The following is a 22,506-nucleotide window of genomic DNA, read 5'->3' on the forward strand; positions in this document are numbered from 1 at the left end:
GCCCGGGGCACACGCGCCCGGCCCGGCGGACGCGCTCGCCGGTGACGAAACCAGACATCACGTGAACCGTCGGCGATCGAGCACTGTCACACTCCCGACGGCACCGAGCCCCTACGGTGCCGTTGAGAAAGGTGCGTGAAGTGAGCGAGAACGAGACCGCCATGAGTTCCGAGGACTCGTCGCCGGCGGGACCGCCCGGCCCCCCGGGCCCTCCCCCGGGGACGCGCCAGCACGGCCCTCCGTTCGGGCCCCCCTCCTACGCGCAGCAGTACCAGCAGATGTACCACCGGCCGCCCAGACCCCGGGTCCCGCTGCCCCGGGCGCCCGCGTGGCTGCCGGTCGCCGTGCTCGGCGTCGGCGTGGTGGCCGCTCTGCTGGCCACACTCGACCGGCCGGGGATCGGCCTGGTCATCACCGGCGTGGTCGCCGGTCTGACCGCGCTCGCCGCCCTCATGGTGCGCCCCTCCATCCCCGAGAGCGGCGTGGAGGAAGGGGAGGAGGGAAGGTCCGAGGACTCCGGGACCGGAGGCGGTCGCCCCCTCTCCGCGACCACGGGGAGCGGCCCCGCCGAGAGGGCGGAAGACGGGGCACCGCCACCTGAGGGCACCGCCGACACCGCCGAGGCGGTGGAGTCCGACGCCGGCGACTCCACAGGGGCGCCGCCCCTGTGGAGCACTGACACAGCCCCCGGGCCCGACCGCTACTCCCACACCTGGTCGGCCGTCTACGGCGTGCTCGCCGCCGCCCTGCTGTTCACGGCGGTGTTCCGCGACGCGGTCTGGGTGCTCCTCTGGACGCTGGCCGCGTCCTTCCTCTTCGCCTCGATGGCCTTCGCCGCGCGCAACCCGGCCTCGCGCCAGGGCGCGGTCGGCGTCCTCACCGGATCCCTGGCCCTGTTCCGCAACCTGCCCTCCACGCCCCGTTTCCTGACCGCGCCGCTGCGCGGTGCGCGATCCCGCGACCTGGTCGGGCCGGTCGTGCTCACCGTGCTGTCCACGGTCGTCCTGCTGCTCGTCTTCGGCCTGCTGTTCGCGTTCGCCGACGCGGTGTTCGCCGGCTATCTGTACCGGATCTTCTCGGGGCTGTTCTCGGGGCCCCACGCGTTCAACCCGCTCGGCGACCTGTTCGCCGCGGTGGTGGCCGTCCTCTTCACCGGCGCCGCGGTCCTGACCGCCCGCCGCCGCCACGCGCCCAAGCCCGTCCCCCACCCCGGCCCCGCGGCCGCCGGCTCCGACCGGACGCCCCTTCCGGTGTGGGTGTGGACGATCCCGCTCGGCGCCCTGGTCCTGCTGTTCACCGCCTTCCTCGCGGTGCAGGCCGTCGCCATGTTCGGCGGCGAGGACCACGTCCAGCGCGTCGCCGGGGTCACCTACGCCGAGTACGCCCGCCAGGGCTTCTTCCAGCTGGTCGTGGTCAGCGTGCTGGTCCTGTGCGTCACCGCGGTGGCCGTGCGCGTCCTGCCGTCCCGTCCGGCCGCCACCCGCACCCTGCGCAACGTCCTGCTCGGGCTGCTGTGCGTGCTCACCCTGGTCATCCTCGCCTCGGCGATGATGCGCCTGCAGCTGTACATCGACACCTTCGGCCTGACCCGGCTGCGGATCAGCGCCGAGACGTGGATCCTGTGGAGCGCCGGGGTGTTCGGCCTGGTGATCGCGGCGGGCGTGCTCAACACCCTGGGCCGGCCGGCGGCCTGGCTGCCCAGGGTCACGGTCGCCCTCTCCGGCGTCGCCCTGGCCGTGTTCGCCTACGGCAACCCCGACCTGCGCATCGCCGAGAGCCACCACGACCTGGACCTGGCCGTGGTCGACACCTGGTACCTGCGCGACCTGTCCACCGACGCGGTCCCCGGGCTGATGGGACTGGAGGGCGAGGACCGCGACTGCGCGCTGGTGGGGTTCCAGGACCGTATGGAGGATCTCGGCGACATGGATTTCGCGTCGTGGAACCTGTCCCGCCACCAGGGACACCAGCAGCTGGACGAGCTGGGCCTGTTCGACATCGGCGGCCAGGCGGGCCTGGACTGCTCCTTCGACCGCGTGTCCGACCTGCCGGATCAGTACGACTAGGACATCGGTCGGCGGACACGGGAGACGGGACTCCCCCGCGGCGCGGGCGGTCCGGTCCCGGGAGGCAGCGCGGCGCGCCTTCGGGGACCGGACCACCCACCGCCTACCGCGCGAAGCGGTCGGTCGCCTCGATCAGGTGGTGCAGGATGCCGGGCTCGCTGAACGCGTGCCCCGCGTCGTCCACGAGGTGGAACTCCGCTTCCGGCCACGCCTTGTGCAGCTGGTAGGCGGTGTGGGCCGGGGTGCACACGTCGTAGCGGCCCTGCACGATCACGCCGGGGATGTGCCGGATCCTCTCCGCCCCGTCGATGAGCTGGTCCGGGGTGAGGAAACCGCGGTGGTGGAAGTAGTGGTTCTCGATGCGCGCGAAGGCCAGCGCGTAGTCCTCGCCCGCGTGGTGCTCGCGCAGCGCCAGATCGGGCAGCAGGGTGACCGTGGACCCCTCCCACACGCTCCACGCGCGGGCCGCCTCCAGGCGCACGTCGCGGTCGGGCGAGGCGAGGCGGCGGGCGTAGGCGTCGACCAGATCGCCGCGCTCCTCCTCCGGGATCGGCGCCAGGTACTCCTCCCACAGGTCCGGGAAGAGCATGGAGGCGCCGTGCTGGTAGAACCAGGCGATCTCCTCGTCGCGCAGGGTGAAGATACCGCGCAGGACGAGTTCGCTGACCCGGTCGGGGTGGAGCTGGGCGTAGGCCAGCGCCAGGCAGCTGCCCCAGGAGCCGCCGAAGACCTGCCAGGTCTCGGCACCGACCATCTCGCGCAGCCGCTCCATGTCCTCCACCAGTGTCCACGTGGTGTTGGTGGACAGGTCGGTGTCCATCCGGCTGGCGTGCGGGGTGGACCGGCCGCAGTTGCGCTGGTCGAACAGCAGGATCCGGTACCGCTCGGGGTCGAAGAGCCTGCGCTGGTCGGGGTTGCAGCCGCCGCCGGGTCCGCCGTGCAGGAACACCACCGGCTTGCCCGCGGGGTTGCCGCACAGCTCCCAGTAGACGCGGTGTCCTTCGCCGACGTCGAGCATCCCCGAGTCGTACGGCTCGATGGGCGGGTACAGGGTGCGCAAAACGTGGGCCTTTCGTGAACGTGTGCTCCCCGGGCGGTCCCCGGTGGAGGCGAAGGAAGCAGGTGCGGGGGGCGTACCGGGTTCCGCGTGAGGAGCCGAGCCGCGGGTGAGGAACGAACGACGGGCGAAGGCGACGAGACGGGGGATCCCGGTTCTCCGCGCCCTGGGCCCTTCGCGGGGGACCACGGCCGAAGGCCGGCCGGTGAGGGTGGTGGAGGGCGACGGGCGGGATCGCGAGCACGCGGAGAACACCGTCAGAGCCGGTCGAGGAGCTGCGCCTTCTTGGCGCCGAACTCCTCGTCGGTGAGCAGTCCCTCGGCGTGCAGGCGCCCCAGCTCGCGGATCTTGGAGAAGATCGCCTCGCCGCCGTCGTCTGTCACCGCTCCCGTTCCGAGCGCGGCGGTGCCCGCCCCCGTCTCCTCCGCCGGAGCGACGTGGGTGTTGACGGTGGCCGCCATCAGCAGGGTCTCCTCGCTGCCCTTGGAGCCGTGCGAGGCCAGGGTGAAGAGGTCGTTGTCCAGCGCGGTGGCCTCGGGGATGGTCACGCCGCGCAGCACGATCCGCAGGTACCCCTCGGTGATGTCGACCGGCGGGTACCACTGGACGGACTCGATCTCGGACAACTGGTAGTCGCGGGACTTCTCCTTCTCCTTGACCGTGCTGGCGAGCCAGCCGTCCCACTGCAGGCGTACCCGGGTCCCGTCGAAGGACGCCGACCCCTCGGCGGTGCGCACCTGGAGCGGAGGACGGGCCACCAGCCCTCTGGCCACCTCGCGCGGGTCGAGCTCCTCGGTGAGGGTCTCCCGGGTGAGGCGGGCCGAGGCGGCGATCTGGTCGGAGAAGTACTCGGCGAGGAGCTCGCCCTCGTGCGGCCCGGTGATCAGCAGCGGGGTGAGCCCGTCATGACCGGGGACGCCCAGGGCCGCGTAGGGGTCTGTGCCCTCCGCCAGCCGCAGCCGCAGCCGCCACCCGTGCTTACGGCCGCCGCGGTCGAAGACGACCTCGCGGACGGCGGCCATCGGAACCGAGCAGCTGCCCAGGGACTTGAGCAGGGTGGGCACCTTGCGGCCGGAGTCGAAACGGATACGCACCGTCTCGCCGTCGATCCGCCAGGTTCCGTGGTGCCCGCGTAGTTCCTCCATGTGCACCAATCCTAGGGCGATGCGGGCCGGTGCGGGAGACCCGTCGAACGGCGCTCCGGGGACCGCCGGCCGCGAGGCCGGAGGCCGTCCCGTGAGGCGTCACGTCCACGCATCCCGGGTAGGACCAGCGGGGCACGCCCGTCCCGCCGCCCCTTCCCGGGCGGAGCCGACGGGCAGTGCGGTCGGCACCCTGTCCCTGAACCGGAGGTCGCCAGAGATGTCGAGAGAGAAGGCCGCCGCGGGTGCGGCGGAGTTCCGTGCCGCACGGGACCTGCTCCTGACGCACCGCGAGGACCAGGAGAGGGCGCACCGGGAGTTCACCTGGCCCCGACCGGCCCAGTTCAACTGGGCGCTGGACTACTTCGACGAGGTGGCCGAGCGGCGCCCGGACCGGACCGCGCTGTGGATCGTGGAGGACGACGGCAGCCAGGCCAGGTACACCTACCAGCAGATGTCGGAGCGCTCCAGCCAGGTGGCGAACTGGCTGAGCAACCAGGGTGTGCGCGCGGGCGACCGGATCATGCTGATGCTCGGCAACCAGGTGGAGCTGTGGGAGACCCTGCTCGCCGCGATCAAGCTCGGCGCCGTGGTCGCCCCGACCGCCACCGCCCTGTCCGAGAACGACCTGCTGGACCGGCTGGAGCGCGGCTACATCGCGCACGTGGTCTGCGCGGCGACGGAGACGGAGAAGTTCGCGTCGCTGCGGGGGCACTGGACGCGGATCTGCGTGGGCTACGTGGAGGGGTGGCTGAGCTACGCCGACTCCGAGCACGCCGGCCTGGACTTCCGCCCGCCGCACCCCACCCACCCCGACGACTCCCTGCTGCAGTACTTCACCTCCGGGACCGCCTCCTGGCCGAAACTGGTCACCCACACCCAGTGCTCGTACCCGGTGGGGCACCTGTCGACCATGTACTGGCTGGGAGTGCAGCCGGGCGACGTCCACCTGAACGTGTCCGCGCCCGGCTGGGCCAAGCACGCCTACAGCAGCGTGTTCGCGCCGTGGAACGCCGAGGCGACGGTACTGGTGGTCAACCAGGAGCGGTTCGACGCCGGACGGCTGCTGGACGAGGTGGTGCGCTGCGGAGTGGACGTCCTGTGCGCGCCGCCCACGGTGTGGCGGATGCTCCTCCGGACCGACACGGCCTCGTGGGACGTGGGACTGCGTGAGGCGGTCGCCAGCGGCGAGCCGCTCAACGCCGAGGTGGTGGCGCGGGCACGCGATGCGTGGGGTCTGACCGTACGCGACGGATTCGGGCAGACCGAGACGACCATGCTGCTCGGCAACGGCCCCGGCCAGGAGGTGGTGCCCGGATCGATGGGGAGGGAACTGCCCGGGTACGACGTGCTCCTGACGGACCAGGCCACCGACGAGCCGTCCGACACCGGACAGATCTGCGTGAATCTGACCGAGGTGCCCGTGGGCCTGATGAAGGGCTACGTCGACGACTCCGACCTCACCCGGTCGGTAACCCGCGGCGACCTCTACCGCACCGGTGACATCGCCAGTCGGGATTCGAACGGCTACATTACCTATATCGGCCGGTCCGACGATGTGTTCAAGGCCTCAGATTACCGAATCTCACCATTTGAACTCGAAAGCGTTCTGGTCGAGCACGAATACGTGGCGGAGGCCGCCGTCGTCCCCTCGCCCGACCCGCTGCGGCTCGCGGTGGCCAAGGCGTACGTGGCCCCGGCCCAGGGGGTGGCGCCCGACGCCGAGACCGCGCGGGCGGTCCTCGCGCATGCGCGCGAGCGCCTGTCGCCGTACAAGAGGGTGCGCCGTCTGGAGTTCGCCGAGCTGCCCAAGACCGTCTCCGGTAAGATTCGTCGGGTACAGCTGCGCCGGGCCGAGGCCGAGCGCGGCGCGGTCACCGACGGCACGCGCAACCCGCACGAGTACTGGGAGGAGGACCTCCCGGGACTGAAGGACTGACCGGGTCGGAGACGCACCCCTCTCCACCGCGGCGACCGCCCCGGACGGAAATTGTCCGGGGTTCACAGAAATGACGTCTCACGAAATGAGACGCTTTTTCGCTCGCCGAACCAGTGTGGTCCTTCCCATCACGCGGTCCGTGCCGAAATACCCGGTGCGGCCGCGCCGCCCGTGTCCGGCCGCGCTACTGTTTTCACGGCGACAGCTTTAGTGACGACAGCGAAATAAGGACAGACGGGACCCGAGGGGAACACCATGCCGAGCACGAACGACACGCGGGTGGCCAGTTACAAGCCGCTCATCGCCCCCCGGGACCTGCTGGCCGAGCTTCCGCTGGGGCCCGAGCGCAGCTCCCTCGTGGAGGACTCGCGCGCCGAGGTCAAGCGGGTACTGGACGGCGACGACGACCGGCTCCTGGTCGTCGTGGGCCCCTGCTCGGTGCACGACCCCGAGTCCGCCATGGACTACGCCCGTCGCCTGGCCGAGCTGGTGCCCTCCCTGCGCGACGAGCTGTGCGTCGTGATGCGCGTGTACTTCGAGAAGCCGCGCACCACCGTGGGGTGGAAGGGCCTGATCAACGATCCCGGCCTGGACGACACCTACGACGTGCACCGCGGCCTGCGCACCGCGCGCAAGCTCCTGCTGGACATCAACTCGCTGGGGCTGCCCGCCGGGACCGAGTTCCTCGACCCCATCACCCCCCAGTACATCGCCGACGTCGTCTCCTGGGGCGCCATCGGGGCGCGCACCACGGAGAGCCAGGTGCACCGCCAGCTGAGCAGCGGCCTGAGCACGCCCGTGGGCTTCAAGAACGGTACGGACGGCGACGTGCAGGTGGCCGTGGACGCCGTCGGCGCCGCCGCCGCATCACACACCTTCTTCGGAATCGACCCCGCCGGGGCCGGTTCCGTGGTCGAGACCGAGGGCAACCCCGACTGCCACGTCATCCTGCGCGGCGGACGCAGCGGCCCCAACTTCGGCGCCGAGCCGGTCAACGCGGCCCTGGACGTCATCGAGGGCTCCGGGCTGCCCCGCCGCCTGATGATCGACGCCAGCCACGCCAACAGCGGCAAGGACCACACCCGTCAGCCGGGTGTGGCGGCGTCGGTCGCCGCCCAGGTCGCCGAGGGCCAGAAGGGCGTCGTCGGCGTCATGCTGGAGAGCTTCATCGTCGAGGGCGCCCAGAAGCTGGGCAACCCGGCCGACCTGACCTACGGCCAGTCGATCACCGACAAGTGCATGGGGTGGGAGACCACCGGCGAGGTGCTCTCCCAGCTGGCCGAGGCCGTGCGCCAGCGCCGCAAGAACGCGGGCTGACACGGGTCGGGACCGTCCGCGGCGGAGCCCCGCCCGTCCGGACGGCCCCGTACTCCCGCGGGCTCACTCCCCGGCGGCCTCCGGGGGCAGGGCCTCCAGCTCCACGAGCATCTCCCGGGCCAGCGGCTCCCGCAGTCCGGCGTCCCCGTCCTCCTCCACCTCGACGCGCAGCGCGAACGTGTACACGTCCTCGCCGCGCTCCACCCAGCCCACCCACCAGCCGGGAGCGGGGTCGACGTCCCGGGCCCAGCCGCTCTTGGCGTACAGGGTGTAGCCGTCGCCCTCCTCCACGGTGGCGATCTCGTGGAGCGCGTGCTGGTGCCCGGAGTCCACGGGCAGGTCGGCGAGGGCCAGGCCGGCCAGGAAGGAGGTCTGCTCCATGGCGGAGATCTCCAGCGGACCCTCCAGCCAGAACCGGTCCACCGCGTCCGCGCCGCCCACCGACCGGTTGCCGTAGTCGAGCCGGTCCACCCACGTCGCCATCCGCTCGTGCCCCACCCTGCGGGCCAGCTCCTGGTAGACGGGCACGTTCGAGGCGGGGAGGGCCTCGCGCAGGGACACGTCCTGCTCCCAGGCGGGAACCGGCTGCGACCCGCCGCCGTAGGGCAGCACCTCGTCCACGTCCCCGACCGCACCCGTCTGGAGTCCGATCAGGGTGTTGGCGAGCTTGAAGGTGGACGCGGGCACCGCGCGTTCGCGGGCCTCCTCCGGCCTGACCACGGCCGCCGTCCGCTCCCGCACGTCGTAGAGCACGAAGGTGCCCTCGACCCCCTCCTCGGAGAACACCGCCTCCAGGTCCTCGCGCTCCTCGGTGGCCACGTCACCCCGGATCCGGGGCCGGTCCCCGTTCCCCGCCCCGTCCGCGGCGGTCCCGGCGGCCTCCCCCGGGTCCCGGGGCCCGCCGCCCCGTCCGTCCCCGGCGCACCCGGTCCCCACGGCCAGGATGAGGACGCATCCGGCAGCCAGCGCGGGCACCCCGAACGCCGCCGCGCGCCTCTTCCCGGCCCTGTGCTCGATGTCGGTCCGCACTCGCCATCCCTCCACGCGCCGAAAGCCCGTCCTCGGCACACGCTAACCTCCCGCTCCTCTCCGAGGAACGGGTTGGGCGAGTGTCGCACGGACTTCCGCGGAGCGCCGGACACGGCCTACGGGTGCGAGGCACGGCCCACCGCGGACCCGCCGCGGCGCGCCTCCGGGCCTCCGGGCTCCCCGGGCGCTCTTGGGGCCGTGTGCGGCCGCTGCTAGGCTGAACGTGTTGCTGACCCCGTACGGGAGAGTGCCCGCGTATCCAGCGCGCGGCCGCCGAAGGAGCAATTCCTCCCCGAAGACAACCTCTCAGGCACAGTGGACCGTACGGGCGAGACCACTCTGGAAAGCAGGGACGGGCCGTCCCTCGCCGAAGGTGCAAGCCACGCCGAGCGCATGGCGAAGCTCTCAGGCACCGATGACAGAGGGGGAGGATGGCAACGCCACTCATGTCACGACGCCCATCCTCTCGGGAGTGCCCATGTCAGAGCCCGCATCCGCGCCGCGCTCCACAACGCTGCGCGAGGTCCACGAGAAGGCCGGCGCCACCCTCGTCGACTTCGCCGGATGGCTCATGCCGCTGCGCTACGGAAGTGAGACCGCCGAGCACAAGGCGGTACGCGAGGCCGCAGGCCTGTTCGACCTCTCCCACATGGGCGAGATCCGGCTGACCGGGCCACAGGCCGCCGACGCCCTGGACCACGCGCTGGTGGGGTACCTGTCCCGGGTCAAGGTCGGCCGGGCCCGGTACACCATGATCACCGACGAGGACGGCGGGGTCCTGGACGACCTCATCGTCTACCGGCTGGGCGAGGAGGAGTACCTCGTCGTGGCCAACGCCGCCAACGTGCCGGTCGTGGCCTCCGCCCTGGCCGAGCGGGCCTCCGGCTTCGACACCGAGGTCGCCGACGAGTCCGCCGACCACGCCCTGATCGCCCTCCAGGGCCCGCGCGCCGTGGACGTCCTGGCGCCGCTGACCGACGCGAACCTGGACGACATCCGCTACTACGCCGGATACGAGCACACCGTCGCCGGTGAGCCCGTCCTGCTCGCCCGCACCGGCTACACCGGCGAGGACGGCTTCGAGATCTTCCTCAACCCCGCGACGAAGGCCCCGAAGGTGTGGGAAGCCCTCATGGCCGAGGGGGAGAGGCACGGCCTCGTGCCCGCCGGGCTCTCGGCCCGCGACACCCTGCGCATGGAGGCCGGGATGCCGCTGTACGGGCAGGAGCTCACCGCCGAACTCACCCCCTTCGACGCCGGCCTGGGCCGGGTGGTCAAGTTCGACAAGGGTGACTTCGTGGGCCGGGCCGCCCTGGAGGAGGCCTCGCGCACCTCCCGTCCCCGCCGCCTCATCGGCCTCCTCGCGCGCGGGCGCCGCCCGCTGCGCGGGGGCCAGGACGTGCTGCGCGACGACGCGGTCGTCGGAACCACCACCAGCGGCGCGCCCTCACCCACCCTGGGCCGCCCCATCGCCATGGCCTACGTGGACGGCGACCTCGACACCTCGACCGGCACGTTCACCGTGGACGTGCGCGGACGGGCCGAGGACGTCGACGTGGTCGAACTGCCGTTCTACAAGCGGCAGCCGTAGAGCAGGGGCCTTCACACCTCGAAGGCCCGTACGCCCCGCGCGGCGGGATCCCCACAGGGACCCGCGCACACGGGACGTGACCGGGCGTAGGCCGGGCCGGGCAGCCCTACGGGCGCGCGGCAGGAAAATGGAACACCTCCAAGGAGAGTTGAAGTGAGCGTTCCCACGGAGCTGGGTTACACCGCCAAACACGAGTGGGTCGTGATCGAGGACGGGATCGCCACCGTCGGGATCACCTCGTTCGCCGCCGAGGCCCTGGGCGACATCGTCTACGTCGAGACGCCCGAGGCCGGCAGTGAGGTGTCCGCGGGCGAGCCGTGCGGCGAGGTGGAGTCCACCAAGTCCGTCAGCGACATCTACTCACCGGTGAACGGCGAGGTCGTCGAGGTCAACGAGGCCCTCGAGGACGAGCCCGAGTCGGTCAACTCCGAGCCCTTCGGAGCCGGGTGGCTGTTCAGGGTCCGTGTGTCCGAGGAGCCCTCCGATCTGCTCTCCGCCGAGGAGTACACCAAGCTGACCGAAGGCGAGGAGTAGGCCCCCGATGGCTACTGACAACACGCTCAACAAGACGCTGGGCGAACTGGACCCCGAGGTGTCGGCCGCGGTCGACGCGGAGCTGGCCCGCCAGCGCGACACCCTGGAGATGATCGCCTCGGAGAACTTCGCTCCCCAGGCGGTCATCGAGGCGCAGGGCACCGTCCTGACCAACAAGTACGCGGAGGGCTACCCCGGCCGCCGCTACTACGGCGGGTGCGAGCACGTCGACGTCGTCGAACAGCTCGCGATCGACCGCGCCAAGGCGCTGTTCGGCGCCGAGCACGCGAACGTGCAGCCGCACTCGGGCGCGCAGGCCAACACGGCCGTGTACTTCGCGCTGCTCAAGCCGGGCGACACCATCCTGGGCCTGGACCTGGCCCACGGCGGCCACCTGACCCACGGCATGAAGATCAACTACTCCGGCAAGATCCTCAACGCGGTGGCCTACCACGTGCGGGACGAGGACGGCACCGTCGACTACGACGAGGTCGAGGCGCTCGCCGAGGAGCACCGGCCGAAGATGATCGTCGCCGGGTGGTCGGCCTACCCGCGCCAGCTGGACTTCGCCCGCTTCCGCAAGATCGCCGACTCGGTCGGCGCGCTGCTGATGGTGGACATGGCGCACTTCGCCGGCCTGGTCGCGGCGGGACTGCACCCCAACCCGGTACCGCACGCCGACGTGGTCACCACCACCACGCACAAGACCCTGGGCGGTCCGCGCGGCGGCCTGATCCTGGCCAAGGCGGAGTACGGGAAGAAAATCAACTCCGCGGTGTTCCCCGGTATGCAGGGTGGACCGCTGGAGCACGTGATCGCGGCCAAGGCGGTCTCGCTCAAGGTCGCGGCGGGCGAGGAGTTCGCCGACCGCCAGCGTCGCACCGTCTCCGGTGCCAGGCTGCTCGCCGAGCGCCTGACCCGTCCGGACACGGCCGAGGTCGGCGTGAAGGTGCTCACCGGGGGGACGGACGTGCACCTGGTCCTGGTGGACCTGGTGAACTCCGAGCTCAACGGCCAGGAGGCCGAGGATCGCCTGCACTCGGTCGGGATCACGGTCAACCGCAACGCGGTGCCCAACGACCCGCGCCCGCCGATGGTCACCTCCGGTCTGCGGATCGGCACCCCGGCACTGGCCACCCGCGGTTTCGGCGACGAGGACTTCGCCGAGGTCGCGGACGTCATCGCCGAGGCGCTCAAGCCGGAGTTCGACGCCGCCGCGCTGCGCGGCCGCGTGCAGGCGCTGACCGCGAAGTACCCGCTCTACCCGAACCTGTAGAGCCCCGCCGTGCGGGGCCCGGTGCCCCGCACGGCGTCGCCCGGCCCTGTACTCAACGAGGAGGACAGCCATGGCCATCAGCGTGTTCGACCTGTTCAAAATCGGTATCGGCCCCTCCAGCTCGCACACGGTCGGGCCGATGAAGGCCGCGCGCACGTTCGTGGACGGACTGCGCGAGGACGGCCTGCTCGACGGTGCGGCCCGGGTGCGGGCCGAGCTGTACGGATCCCTGGCGCTCACCGGCAAGGGGCACGGAAGCGACAAGGCCGTGATCCTGGGGCTGATGGGACACACCCCCGAGCACGTGGACGTGGACTCGGTGCCCGACCTGGTCGGGCGGGTGCGTGAGGAGCGGACCCTGTACCTGGGCGGGCCCGACGGGCCTCCCGTGGCCTTCGATCCGGCCGTGGACGTGGACTTCCGGCGCAAGGAGAGCCTGCCCGACCACCCGAACGGGATGCGGTTCGTGGCGGTGGATCCCTACGGGAGCGAACTGGCCGCGAGGGTGTACTACTCGGTGGGCGGCGGGTTCGTCGTGGACGAGCGGGCCGCGGGCGCGGACCGGATCAAGCCGGACGACACCGTGCTGCCGCACCCCTTCGACAGCGCCGGGGAGCTGCTGGGGATCTGCGCCGAGACGGGGATGTCGATCAGCGCCGTGATGCTCGCCAACGAGCGGGCGTTCGGGCGCGCCCCGGAGGAGATCCGCGCCGAACTGCTCACCGTCTGGGAGGCGATGCGCCAGTGTGTGCGCCGCGGCGTGGGCACCGAGGGCAGTCTGCCCGGTGGGCTGAAGGTGCCCCGCAGGGCGCACCGCCTGTACCGGCAGCTGGGCGGCAACTGCGACGATTCGGGCCTGCTGGCGCCGACGACCGTGGACTCCGACCCCATGCGCGGCAGTGACTGGATCACCCTGTACGCGCTGGCGGTGAACGAGGAGAACGCCGCGGGCGGCCGGGTGGTGACCGCGCCGACCAACGGGGCGGCGGGCATCGTGCCCGCGGTGCTGCACTACTACATGCACTTCAGTCCGGGCGCGGACGACGAGGGCGTGGTCCGCTTCCTGCTGACCGCCGGTGCGGTCGGCATCCTGTTCAAGCAGAACGCGTCGATCTCGGGTGCCGAGGTGGGCTGCCAGGGCGAGGTGGGCTCGGCCTCCTCGATGGCCGCCGCCGGTCTGGCCGAGGTGCTGGGCGGCACCCCCGCCCAGGTGGAGAACGCCGCGGAGATCGCCATGGAGCACAACCTGGGGCTGACCTGCGACCCGATCGGCGGTCTGGTGCAGGTGCCGTGCATCGAGCGCAACGCGCTGGCCTCGGTCAAGGCGATCAGCGCCGCGCGCATCGCGCTGCGCGGCGACGGCAGCCACTTCGTGTCCCTGGACAAGGTCATCCGGACCATGCGCGACACCGGCCGCGACATGATGGACAAGTACAAGGAGACCTCGCGCGGCGGCCTGGCCGTCAACGTCATCGAGTGCTGAGGGAGATCAGCGCGCCACGTGGAACGTGCGCAGGGCCGCCGCGATGTCCTCGATGCCACCGAGCCTTCCCGTGGCGACGCCCAGAACGAAGCGCTCGGCGCGGTCCACGTCGACGGGATCCGCCAGGGGCCTCCCGTTCACTTCGAGGAAAACGGCCGTGGAGTTCCACGCGGCTCGCTTGTTGCCGTCGAGGAACACATGGTTCCTGGCCAAGGAGTGCATCAATGCGGCGGCCTTCTCGAAAATGTCCGGGTAGTGATCGCTCCCGAACGAAGACCCCTTCGGACGATGGACGGCGCTCTCGAGGAGCCCATGGTCACGAACCACGGCAGCACCCTGCTCCTCCTGGGCCAGAGCCATGGTGGTGATGTCGATGACCATCGCCGAGTCCAGGTAGAAGACATCCTCCACTTACTCGGCGAGCCTCTCGTTGAGCTCGGCGGAGAGGGTGGTGACGCGCCGTGCCGCAGCCAGGAAACGACGGCGGCGGACCTCGGCGAGCATACTCTCCCGCATCTCCTGGACCAGTTCCTGCGGTGGCCGCTTCTCAGCGGCGGCGGTCTGACGGATCTGCTCCGCCTCCACCTCCGTGAACTCGATACCGAGTACCGACATGCTCGCCCCCTTTCAAGGCACGATCTGCCACCAGAATACCCGAGGACGCCGAAACGCCGGGAGACGTCGTAGACCCGTATCGCTGGACAAGGTCATCCGGACCATGCGCGACACCGGCCGCGACATGATGGACAAGTACAAGGAGACCTCGCGCGGCGGCCTGGCCGTCAACGTCATCGAGTGCTGAGGGACGAGCCGAGGCCGGGTGGCCCCGCGGTGGTGACGACCGCCGACGGCCGCTTCCCTCTCTTTCCTGAGCCTGAGCGCACGTCGAGGGCCCCAGCGCCGTGCGGCGCCGGGGCCCGAGAGTTCAGTACCACCTACCGGTCGCTGCCGGTCTTCCGCTTCCCGAGGTCAAGCTGGGACGGGATCGCGGGGATCGCGGTTGTGTGACCGTGGACCACCTACTTCCGAACCGGGGCCTGCGGTACCCGAGCGGAACATCCCCACACCCGGGCGATCCTGATGGCGACTGCTCCTCTCGACCTCACTGCGTGCGTTTCCTCGTACTGCCGTGTCCCCCGTGCGGGCGGGACACCGGTACCGCTCCCCACCGGCGTATCCGGTGGTCCACTCGTGGATCTCTGTGGCTACGAGAAGAAATCTAGCAGCACTGGAAACACATGTCTACTACGGCCGATGGAGATTTCGGTGTGTCCCGCGAACAGGTATTCCGAAGACGGGAGACCGAGCCGCTGGTGCTGTCGGAGTCGGACCCGCGGTCCCAGGCCGGTGCGCGCGCCGGGGAACCCGGGCCGGTCCGCTGAACCGCTGACCGGTCCGGCTCCCCGAACGGTCAGGCCAGGCTGCGACGGGGGTTCTTGGCCGGTGCCGTCATCGACATCCGCACGACCGCGGGCACCTGTTCCAGGTCGAGCGCCCGCCGCAGGTTCGCCAGTGCCTCCGAGCGCACCCGCCGCCACACGCCGGCCACGTCCGCGTCCTCGTCCAGGGTCAGCGCCAACCGCAGGTGCGGTGCGTCGGTGGACTCGGTCAGCCGCGCGCGGACGCGGCGCACCCCCGGGTAGTCGGCGACCTCCTCCTCCAGGGCGCCGCGCGCCACGCTCTCGGACATCTCCACCCGGCCCTCGTCTCCGCGCTCCAGGACCAGACGTCCCACCGTGTCGTTGAACCCCTGTGCCATCAGCCAGCGCAGTGCCAGGAAAGCCGCGACGAGGGCCGCCGCGACCGCCACGTAGGGCACCCACTGCTGACCGAGCGCCTCCCGGACCGGGGGGCTGAGCAGCGCGCTATCGGCCAGGCCCGGGCCGAACAGGCCGACTCCGACGGCCAGCGACGCCAGTCCGACGGCGAGCAGCACCGTGCCCACGACCGCCAGCCCCCACCGGTTCCCCCGTGCCGACCTGCGCGCCCTGTCCCCAGTCATGGTCACCCTTCCGCGTACCGCACGTGGGTGGCGATCCGCATGCTGCGCAGCGGCGCCAACTCCTCCAACCGCCGCTCCACGGCCGCGGTCACCTCGGCGGGCAGTTCCGCCGACTCGCGCATCCCGGTGCGCACGTGCACCCGGATCCTGTTGCCGCGCACCGTCACGTGCGCGTCGTCGACCCCGCTGACGTCCCGGGCGGCGGCGCTCACAGCGCGGCGCAGCGCGGGCCGGGTCAACCCCACCACCAGGGCGGGGTCGTCGGTGCGCAGCGCCGTCCAGCGGCCCCGTCCGGGGGCCAGCGCGGCCACGATCAGGGCCAGTCCGATCAGCGCCAGGACGGCCGAGGCGATCTGCACCGAAGGCGTCGACCAGGTCGCGGTAGAGGCGTACCCGGTGGCGGCGTCGACCGGGATCAGCCGCAGCGGGCTGCCCGCCAGCGCCGAGATCACCTCGGCGGCGGCCACGACGGCCACGACGAGGATCACGACGCCCGTGATCACCGCCGGCCAGGACCGCCGCGGACGGAACGTGTGGACGGCCACCCGCCTGGCCCGGCGGTCGACGCCCTGGTCGGGGCGTCCGAGCACCTCTTCCACAGTGGTCATGTCAGCGCACCAACTCCGCGATCTCGATGTCGATGTGGCGGATCCGCTTACCGGTGATCCGCTCGACCCTCTGCCTGACGTGTCCGCGCACCCGCGCGGCGACCTCGCGGGCGGAGTGCGGGTAGTGGACGCCCACCCTCAGCCGCAGCAGGATGATCTCGCCGCTGATTCTGGCGCGTGTCCCGCGCGACCGGGCCAGCAGCGCTCCGGGGACCTCCCGGACCGCCTGCGCGGCGGCCTTCTCGACCACGTCGTGCTCGATGACGGTACGGCCGCCCGGGTCGCGTCCGCCCACGCCGTGGGCGCCGCCCGGCGCGCCGTCCGGATACCTCCTCTGCCGGGGGACCGTGTCGGTCCCTGTCCCGGCCACGTCCGCGCCGCGCATCTCAGGCGGAGCGCCGCGCGAATACCGCGGTGAGGTCGATCTCGCCCGCCACCGCCCGGCCGGCGACGTACCCCGCCAGGCCCAGGATCAGGACCAGCGCGAAGGCCGTGAACCCGCCGAACGCGGCGGCGAGCCCCAGCACCGTCCCGTAGGACAGCCCAACGATGGGCCACATGGCTTCCCCCTCTTGTCCAGCCTCTGGTGCTTCTTCCTCAACCGCCCGCGCGGATGTCCTCTCCCAGGCCCGCGACCACGTCCTCCACGGAGATGTGGACGGTGCGGCCTCCGGCGAACGGGACCAGGGCCCGGCGTACCTCGGCGGCGACCTCCGGCAGGGGCCTCCCGAAGCGGACCACGAGGCCGACCTCGACACTGTCGGCGCGCACCGCCACCCCGCGGACCCGCCCGCCGGGGACGGGAGTGGTCAGCGTCCCGAACCCGCCGGACGACAGCCCCACCACGTCCGGGAGGCCCTCGGCCTCCCGGACCAGTCGCCGGGCCACCTCGCCCGGATCCTCGCCGGTGCCCACGGTCACTGGACCCGGGGCGCGGAGCCGCCGCCCTCGTCTTCGCCGTCCTCGTCGGGCAGGTGGATGTCGTCCACCCTGATGTTGATCTCGGCGACCTCCAGGCCGGTCATGCGCTCCACCGCCGTGGTGACGTTGCGCCGCACGGCCGTGGCCAGGTCCTGGATGGCGGCGCCGTACTCGACGACCAGGTCGATGTCGACGGCGGCCTGGCGCTCGCCCACCTCGACCGAGACCCCCCGTGCCACCGACCCGCTGTCGCCTCCCCTGGTCACGGCGTCCCTGACGACGCCGACGGCACGCGCGGTCCCGCCGCCCATGGCGTGGACGCCGCCGATCTCGCGCGCGGCCATTCCGGCGATCTTGGCGACCACTCCGTCCGCGATCTGTGTGTGGCCGCCCTCCTCGCGCGAGGAGTCGCCCCGACCCGTCCGGCCCGCCTCACGGGCTCCCGGCACCTTGGTTTCGGCCTTCATCTCCGTCACTGGTCCCCCTACGCAGTGTGCGGTCCGCGGTCGCGGCCCCGGCTTTCGAAGGCGTCACCGCCCCCGTCGGCGCGCTCTCCGCCCATGTCCGTGCCCCTCACCTGGAAGGCACGCCCCCAGGTGTCGGACCGAAACCCCCACATTCAGCCGCCCGAACAGCTGGAAGGTTTCTCACTGATCACACCATATACGCACAGTGAGTAGCCGACAAGAAACCTAAAGCAATGTTTCGCTGGTCAGAGTAGGCACCGGCACCCTCATTCCTGCCCCAAAGAAGTGCCGGGAACCTTCCGGAGCAAGAAAACGCAAGGGGCGCCCGAAGGCGCCCCTCTCTGTCCGAAACCCACTTTCCGCGGGCGGCCCCGCAGCCGCGGTCAGCCGAAGATGACCGTCTTGTCCCCGTTGAGCAGGACACGGCGCTGCGCGTGCCAGTTGACCGCGCGCGCCAGCGCCACCGACTCCAGGTCCCGGCCGATCGCCGTGAGCTGTTCCGGGCTGTGCGTGTGGTCCACCCGGGACACCTCCTGCTCGATGATCGGGCCCTCGTCGAGGTCGGCCGTGACGTAGTGGGCGGTCGCGCCGATCAGCTTCACACCGCGCGCGTGGGCCTGGTGGTAGGGGCGGGCGCCCTTGAAGCTGGGCAGGAAGGAGTGGTGGATGTTGATGATCCGGCCGGACATCTTGGCGCACAGCTGCTCGGAGAGCACCTGCATGTAGCGGGCCAGGACGACCAGGTCCACGTCGTAGGAGTCGACCAGCTCCAGCAGCCGCGCCTCCTGCTCTTGCTTGGTCCCGGCGCTGACCGGCAGGTGGTGGAAGTCCACGCCGTAGGAGTCGGCGAGGAACTCCAGGTCCGGATGGTTGGAGATCACGGCGGCGATGTCCACGTCCAGCAGGCCGCTGCGCTGGCGGTAGAGCAGGTCGTTGAGGCAGTGGCCGAACCTGGACACCATCACGATCACGCGCGGGCGCACGTCGCGGGGCGCGAGGGTCCACTCCACGAACGAGTCGCCGCCGCCGAAACCGCCCGCCAGCGCCGCGAAGGCTCCGCGCAGGACGTCCTCCCCCACCACGCCGCCGGGTCCCCGCTCGGCCACGAACTGCATCCGCAGGAAGAAGCGTGCCGTGTAGTGGTCGCCGTACTGCTGACTCTCGGTGATGTTGCAACCGTGGTCGGACAGCAGGTTGGCCACAGCGGCGACGATGCCCCGGCTGTCGGGGCACGAAAGGGTCAGGACGTACTCACGCTCACTCATGGAAAGAACCACTCCCGGGGTCGGACGGCTGATCAGCCGTGACGCCCCAGGATATCGGCCCCCGCGCAGCCGCGGGGAGCCCGCCCCGTGCCGCCCGGCGGGCGCGCGGGAGGGCGGTCATCCACTCGGGGAATATGAAAAGTATTCATGTTCTGGCATTCTCAGGACATGACAAGCCTGCGCGAGACGTACGAGGCCGCAACCCACGGGCTCGACGCCCCCTTCGCCATGGTCGACCTGGCCGCCTTCCGCGCCAACGCGACCGCGCTGACCCGCCGCGCCCACGGCAAACCCGTCCGGGTCGCCAGCAAGTCCGTGCGCAGCCGCGAACTGCTGCGCACCGTCCTCTCCCTGCCCGGCTACGCGGGGATCATGGCCTTCACGCTGCCCGAGGCACTGTGGCTGGCCACCGGGGACCGCCCGGTGGGCGACGACGTCCTCGTGGCCTACCCCACGGTCGACCGGCGGGCCCTGGCCCGGCTCGTCCTCGACCCCGGCGCCGCCCGCTCCATCACCCTGATGGTGGACGACACCGCCCACCTGGACCTGGTCAGCGCCGCCGTCGCCGAAGCCTCCGGCTCCCGCGGCCCCGACGCGCCGCCGATCCGGGTGTGCCTGGACATCGACACCAGCTGGCAGCCGCTGGGACCGCGCGCACGCGTGGGCGCCTACCGCTCCCCCGTGCGCACCCCCGCACAGGCCGCCGCACTCGCCCGCGCCGTCGTGGCCCGGCCCGAGCTGGAGCTGGACGGGATCATGGCCTACGAGGGCCAGATCGCCGGGTTGGGCGACGCCCCGCCCGGCAGGCCCCTCTACGGACGCCTCCTGCGCGCCGTCCAGCGCCGGTCCGCCCTGGAACTGGCCCGGCGCAGGGCCGCGATCGTGCGCGCCGTCCGCGCCGTCGCCGACCTGCGCTTCGTCAACGGCGGCGGTACCGGCAGCCTGCACACCACCGGCAGGGAGAGGGCCGTGACCGAGCTGGCGGCGGGTTCGGGGCTCTACCACCCGCACCTGTTCGACCACTACCGGTCCTTCGACGGCCGCCCCGCCGCCCTGTTCGCGCTGCCGGTGGTCCGACGCCCGGCTCCGGGTGTGGCCACCGCCCTCGGCGGCGGCTACCCGGCCTCCGGACCGGTGAACGCCCACCGCGCCCCGCTCCCCCACCTGCCCGCCGGGCTGTCCTACAGCTCCACCGAGGGCGCGGGCGAGGTGCAGACGCCCCTGCTCGGAGCCGCGGCCGACGGCCTGTCGGTCGGCGACCGGGTGTGGATGCGCCACGCCAAGGCGGGAGAGCTGTGCGAGCGCTTCGACACCCTGCACCTGGTCGACTCCGACACCGGCGAGTACGCGGGCGCCGTTCCCACCTACCGGGGCGAGGGGCGGACCTTCCTCTAGGGCGTGGCGTGGCCCGGGGCCCACACACCGGAGGAGGGGACCGCGCACATCGCGCGGGCCCCTCCTCTCCGTCCGCCGTGGGCCTTACCTCCCGCGGCGCACCGCCCAGGCCACCACGCCGGCGGCGAGGACCGCGCCGACGCCGACCGCGAGGATCACGGCCTCCGGGGGGAGCTGCCCCCGCGACTGGTAGGTGGTGAGGACCTCGTTGTCACCCTTGACGACGATGCTCCCCTCCACGGGCTCCACGGGACGGCTCTCCACCCGCACCGCTCCACCGCCGACCACCAGGGCACGCGCCTCGTCGACGATCCGGGCACCGCGCTCGCGGGCCCTTCCCATCTGCCTCCGGGCGATGTTGGCGGGCCGGGCCCGCACGCTCAGCCGGTCCAGGGTCTCGGCGAGCCGCCGCTGCTCACGGTTGATCTCCGCCTCGACGTCCGCAGGGGTCTGGCGCGGTTCGGTGTCGCGTCCCGTCATAGGGTGCCTCTCTCCACTAGCGCAGGCTCGTCTGAGATCCCGTGCCCGAGTCGGTGTCCCGACTCTCCTCCTCCGCGCCGTCGGACGGGCCGGAGAACCTCAGCGCGCTGTCGATTCCGTCGACCACACGGAAGAAGTCCCGCGTGGACAACCACAGTTTATAGATGATGGCGATCTCGAAAGCGAGGAGCAAAACGCCCGCCACGGCGGTAATCCATCCAATCAGGGACGGCACCGCGAAGACCGCGACCGCCAGCGGAGAGATGACGAACACCGCCATCTGGAACTCGATGCCGCCGACCAGGTGGGTGCGCACACGCCGAATGTTGAGCGCCGCCCAGAACCGCTGGTACCAGGGGAAGCGGTCCCGGAACTCCTGGTGCAGGTCCACCTTGGGCAGGGTGAGGTCGGGCTGCTTGCCCGCCGTGCGCTGGTTGCGCGCCTCACGCTCGTTCTGGCTGTGCAGGATCTGCTCCAACACGCCGATGCCGTGCCGCAGCACCGCCTGTTCGCCGCCGTCGCTCATCGTGCGTCCGCCCGCCCCGGTGGCGGAGCCGGTGTCGTCCTCCTCCGGCTCCAGCATCGACAGGGTCGCGCGGGCGCGCTCCAGGGCGGCGGCCAGGTGCGAGCGCATCTCCCGGCGCACCTTGTAGACCTGGAGCGCGTTGAGGTAGCGCAGCATGTCCAGGAACACCACGGCCAGGGCCAGCCACACGAACCACACCGGCCCGCCGTCGTCGGAGGCGTCCGCGGCCACCACGTACTGTCCGCCCATGAGGGCGACCACGCACACCAGCACCCGGAACCGGTCGGAGACGTAGTCCATCCACGCCCCGAACAGCGACTCGGAGCCGGTGAGCCGGGCCAGCTTGCCGTCCACGCAGTCCACGAGGAAGCACAGGAAGTACAGCAGCGCGCCCAGGGCGAGGAACTGGCGGTAACCCAGGGAGAAGCAGACGGCCGCCCCGAGTCCCAGGAACAGCGCGACCACCGTCAGTTGGTTGGGTGTGACCGAGGTCCGGTTGGCCAGGAGGCGAACGAGCCGGACCGCGACCGGGTCCACGAGGTAGACCGTCCACCAGGAGTCGCGCTCCTTGAAGGTCCGTGCCCTGACCTCGTCGAGTGTGAATGCGGGCATCGTCGCCAATACTCCCCACAGCGAAGCGGATATGTTCCGGTCCGGCGAGCTCCGGGCACCGCCAACGGCGCGGAGTCCCGGTGCGCGCGGCAGGCGCCGCCGGGGGCCGGCCGAAAGGCCAGGTGCGTCAACAATAGGTGATCACACCGCTGGTCACTCCCGATGCGGACGAACCGAACCGGAATCGCAACCGAAGACCGTCCCCCCAGCCTGGCACAACCCACGAAGCGTCAATCCACGGGACGCTAGGGTTGGGGACGAGAGTCGGCGGGGCCGCATCCGCCCCGCCCGTGAGCAGAGGGGAACACCACGTGAGCGACCCGATCCGTCTGGAGCCCGGCGACCAGGCGCCCGACTTCACCCTCGACGACGCCGACGGCAAGCCCGTCACCCTGAGCGAGGTACTGGCCTCCACCGGCAAGCGCGTCGTCCTGTACTTCTACCCCGCGGCCATGACCCCCGGGTGCACCACGGAGGCCTGCGACTTCCGCGACAACCTGCGCGAGTTCGACTCCGCCGGGTTCACCGTGCTGGGCGTCTCCCCGGACGGCAGCGACAAGCTCGCCGCGTTCCGGGACAAGGAGGGGCTGACCTTCACCCTGCTCGGCGACCCGGACAAGGACACACTGCGTGCCTACGGCGCGTACGGGGAGAAGAAGAACTACGGCCGCGTCGTCCAGGGCGTCATCCGCTCCACGGTCGTCGTGGGCACCGACGGCAGGGTGGAGAAGGCCTTCCACAACGTGAAGGCCACCGGCCACGTCGACCGTGTCAAGAGGGAACTGGGCGTCTGACA

The 22,506-nt window shown here is 71.5% G+C and carries 23 protein-coding genes, 1 pseudogene and 1 riboswitch; of the genes and pseudogenes, 10 read left to right on the forward strand and 14 right to left on the reverse strand.

Annotation, left to right across the window (positions count from 1 at the left end; all coding sequences use genetic code 11):
- Positions 1-140: 140 nt before the first annotated feature.
- Positions 141-2,066, forward strand: a complete 1,926-nt coding sequence (locus tag FYX01_RS22405; protein ID WP_223830596.1) for a DUF4153 domain-containing protein — start codon at positions 141-143, stop codon at positions 2,064-2,066.
- Positions 2,067-2,169: 103 nt separating this feature from the next.
- On the opposite strand, the gene pip is transcribed toward FYX01_RS22405, so the two are convergent.
- Together pip and FYX01_RS22415 are read right to left on the reverse strand one after the other, a co-directional pair.
- Entirely contained in the window at positions 2,170-3,126 is a 957-nt protein-coding gene (gene pip, locus FYX01_RS22410; RefSeq protein WP_150244520.1) for a prolyl aminopeptidase, read from the reverse strand.
- 254 nt (positions 3,127-3,380) lie between these two features.
- Complete coding sequence (locus FYX01_RS22415; RefSeq protein ID WP_150244523.1) at positions 3,381-4,268, reverse strand: DUF4429 domain-containing protein; 888 nt, start codon at positions 4,266-4,268, stop codon at positions 3,381-3,383.
- A gap of 217 nt (positions 4,269-4,485) precedes the next feature.
- On the opposite strand from FYX01_RS22415, the gene FYX01_RS22420 reads away from it, so the two are divergent.
- Positions 4,486-6,204 (forward strand): AMP-binding protein, encoded by a 1,719-nt coding sequence (locus FYX01_RS22420; protein WP_150244526.1) that lies wholly within the window; start codon positions 4,486-4,488, stop codon positions 6,202-6,204.
- A gap of 255 nt (positions 6,205-6,459) precedes the next feature.
- On the forward strand, positions 6,460-7,521 hold the full coding sequence (locus FYX01_RS22425; protein WP_150244529.1) for a 3-deoxy-7-phosphoheptulonate synthase: 1,062 nt from the start codon (positions 6,460-6,462) through the stop codon (positions 7,519-7,521).
- A 63-nt stretch (positions 7,522-7,584) separates the two neighbouring features.
- Here FYX01_RS22425 and blaOXA read toward each other — a convergent pair whose 3' ends face one another.
- The gene (gene blaOXA / locus FYX01_RS22430; protein ID WP_394350501.1) at positions 7,585-8,352 is read right to left on the reverse strand and encodes a class D beta-lactamase; all 768 of its coding nucleotides are present in this window, start codon (positions 8,350-8,352) and stop codon (positions 7,585-7,587) included.
- Positions 8,353-8,780: 428 nt separating this feature from the next.
- Positions 8,781-8,883, forward strand: a riboswitch (glycine riboswitch).
- Positions 8,884-9,028: 145 nt separating this feature from the next.
- Here blaOXA and gcvT point away from each other — a divergent pair.
- The 4 genes from gcvT (at position 9,029) to FYX01_RS22450 (ending at position 13,434) form a co-directional block, all read left to right on the forward strand.
- Entirely contained in the window at positions 9,029-10,141 is a 1,113-nt protein-coding gene (gcvT, locus tag FYX01_RS22435) for a glycine cleavage system aminomethyltransferase GcvT (RefSeq protein ID WP_150244535.1), read from the forward strand.
- A gap of 153 nt (positions 10,142-10,294) precedes the next feature.
- Entirely contained in the window at positions 10,295-10,675 is a 381-nt protein-coding gene (gene gcvH / locus FYX01_RS22440; protein ID WP_150244538.1) for a glycine cleavage system protein GcvH, read from the forward strand.
- A gap of 7 nt (positions 10,676-10,682) precedes the next feature.
- Complete coding sequence (locus FYX01_RS22445) at positions 10,683-11,951, forward strand: serine hydroxymethyltransferase (RefSeq protein WP_150244541.1); 1,269 nt, start codon at positions 10,683-10,685, stop codon at positions 11,949-11,951.
- Positions 11,952-12,021: 70 nt separating this feature from the next.
- Entirely contained in the window at positions 12,022-13,434 is a 1,413-nt protein-coding gene (locus tag FYX01_RS22450) for an L-serine ammonia-lyase (protein WP_150244544.1), read from the forward strand.
- 6 nt (positions 13,435-13,440) lie between these two features.
- Here the strand turns inward: FYX01_RS22450 and FYX01_RS22455 are convergent, their stop codons facing one another.
- Entirely contained in the window at positions 13,441-13,845 is a 405-nt protein-coding gene (locus FYX01_RS22455; protein ID WP_394350498.1) for a type II toxin-antitoxin system death-on-curing family toxin, read from the reverse strand.
- Positions 13,846-14,049, reverse strand: coding sequence for a hypothetical protein (locus FYX01_RS22460; RefSeq protein WP_150244550.1), 204 nt, complete (start codon positions 14,047-14,049; stop codon positions 13,846-13,848).
- Positions 14,050-14,125: 76 nt separating this feature from the next.
- Between FYX01_RS22460 and FYX01_RS27315 the strand changes: the two are divergent.
- Positions 14,126-14,236 (forward strand): annotated as a pseudogene (locus tag FYX01_RS27315) (L-serine ammonia-lyase, iron-sulfur-dependent, subunit alpha); the annotation flags it as partial.
- Between the two features lie 609 nt (positions 14,237-14,845).
- Here FYX01_RS27315 and amaP read toward each other — a convergent pair.
- The 7 genes from amaP to purU form a co-directional block, all read right to left on the reverse strand.
- Positions 14,846-15,436, reverse strand: a complete 591-nt coding sequence (amaP, locus tag FYX01_RS22470; protein ID WP_150244553.1) for an alkaline shock response membrane anchor protein AmaP — start codon at positions 15,434-15,436, stop codon at positions 14,846-14,848.
- A gap of 2 nt (positions 15,437-15,438) precedes the next feature.
- The gene (locus FYX01_RS22475; RefSeq protein WP_150244556.1) at positions 15,439-16,044 is read right to left on the reverse strand and encodes a DUF6286 domain-containing protein; all 606 of its coding nucleotides are present in this window, start codon (positions 16,042-16,044) and stop codon (positions 15,439-15,441) included.
- Between the two features lies 1 nt (position 16,045).
- The gene (locus FYX01_RS22480; RefSeq protein WP_150244559.1) at positions 16,046-16,414 is read right to left on the reverse strand and encodes an Asp23/Gls24 family envelope stress response protein; all 369 of its coding nucleotides are present in this window, start codon (positions 16,412-16,414) and stop codon (positions 16,046-16,048) included.
- A 16-nt stretch (positions 16,415-16,430) separates the two neighbouring features.
- Complete coding sequence (locus FYX01_RS26335) at positions 16,431-16,604, reverse strand: hypothetical protein (RefSeq protein ID WP_190394443.1); 174 nt, start codon at positions 16,602-16,604, stop codon at positions 16,431-16,433.
- Positions 16,605-16,641: 37 nt separating this feature from the next.
- Complete coding sequence (locus FYX01_RS22485) at positions 16,642-16,959, reverse strand: hypothetical protein (protein ID WP_150244562.1); 318 nt, start codon at positions 16,957-16,959, stop codon at positions 16,642-16,644.
- Positions 16,960-16,961: 2 nt separating this feature from the next.
- On the reverse strand, positions 16,962-17,432 hold the full coding sequence (locus FYX01_RS22490) for an Asp23/Gls24 family envelope stress response protein (RefSeq protein WP_150244663.1): 471 nt from the start codon (positions 17,430-17,432) through the stop codon (positions 16,962-16,964).
- 383 nt (positions 17,433-17,815) lie between these two features.
- Positions 17,816-18,697 carry a formyltetrahydrofolate deformylase gene (gene purU, locus FYX01_RS22495; protein ID WP_150244565.1) on the reverse strand — a complete coding sequence of 294 codons (882 nt, stop codon included), beginning with the start codon at positions 18,695-18,697 and terminating at the stop codon, positions 17,816-17,818.
- A gap of 168 nt (positions 18,698-18,865) precedes the next feature.
- On the opposite strand from purU, the gene FYX01_RS22500 reads away from it, so the two are divergent.
- Entirely contained in the window at positions 18,866-20,092 is a 1,227-nt protein-coding gene (locus FYX01_RS22500; protein ID WP_150244568.1) for an alanine racemase, read from the forward strand.
- Between the two features lie 84 nt (positions 20,093-20,176).
- On the opposite strand, the gene FYX01_RS22505 is transcribed toward FYX01_RS22500, so the two are convergent.
- Both FYX01_RS22505 and FYX01_RS22510 read right to left on the reverse strand, forming a co-directional pair.
- The gene (locus tag FYX01_RS22505) at positions 20,177-20,572 is read right to left on the reverse strand and encodes a DUF3618 domain-containing protein (RefSeq protein ID WP_150244571.1); all 396 of its coding nucleotides are present in this window, start codon (positions 20,570-20,572) and stop codon (positions 20,177-20,179) included.
- A gap of 16 nt (positions 20,573-20,588) precedes the next feature.
- Positions 20,589-21,710: a CDP-alcohol phosphatidyltransferase family protein gene (locus FYX01_RS22510; RefSeq protein ID WP_150244573.1), complete on the reverse strand. Its 1,122-nt coding sequence runs from the start codon at positions 21,708-21,710 to the stop codon at positions 20,589-20,591.
- Positions 21,711-22,021: 311 nt separating this feature from the next.
- Here FYX01_RS22510 and bcp point away from each other — a divergent pair, with 311 nt between their 5' ends.
- A complete protein-coding gene (bcp, locus tag FYX01_RS22515; RefSeq protein ID WP_150244578.1) occupies positions 22,022-22,504 on the forward strand; it encodes a thioredoxin-dependent thiol peroxidase in 483 nt (160 codons plus the stop codon).
- The last annotated feature ends 2 nt before the right edge of the window (positions 22,505-22,506 follow it).

This window comes from Nocardiopsis quinghaiensis, assembly GCF_008638365.1.
GTDB lineage: Bacteria > Actinomycetota > Actinomycetes > Streptosporangiales > Streptosporangiaceae > Nocardiopsis > Nocardiopsis quinghaiensis.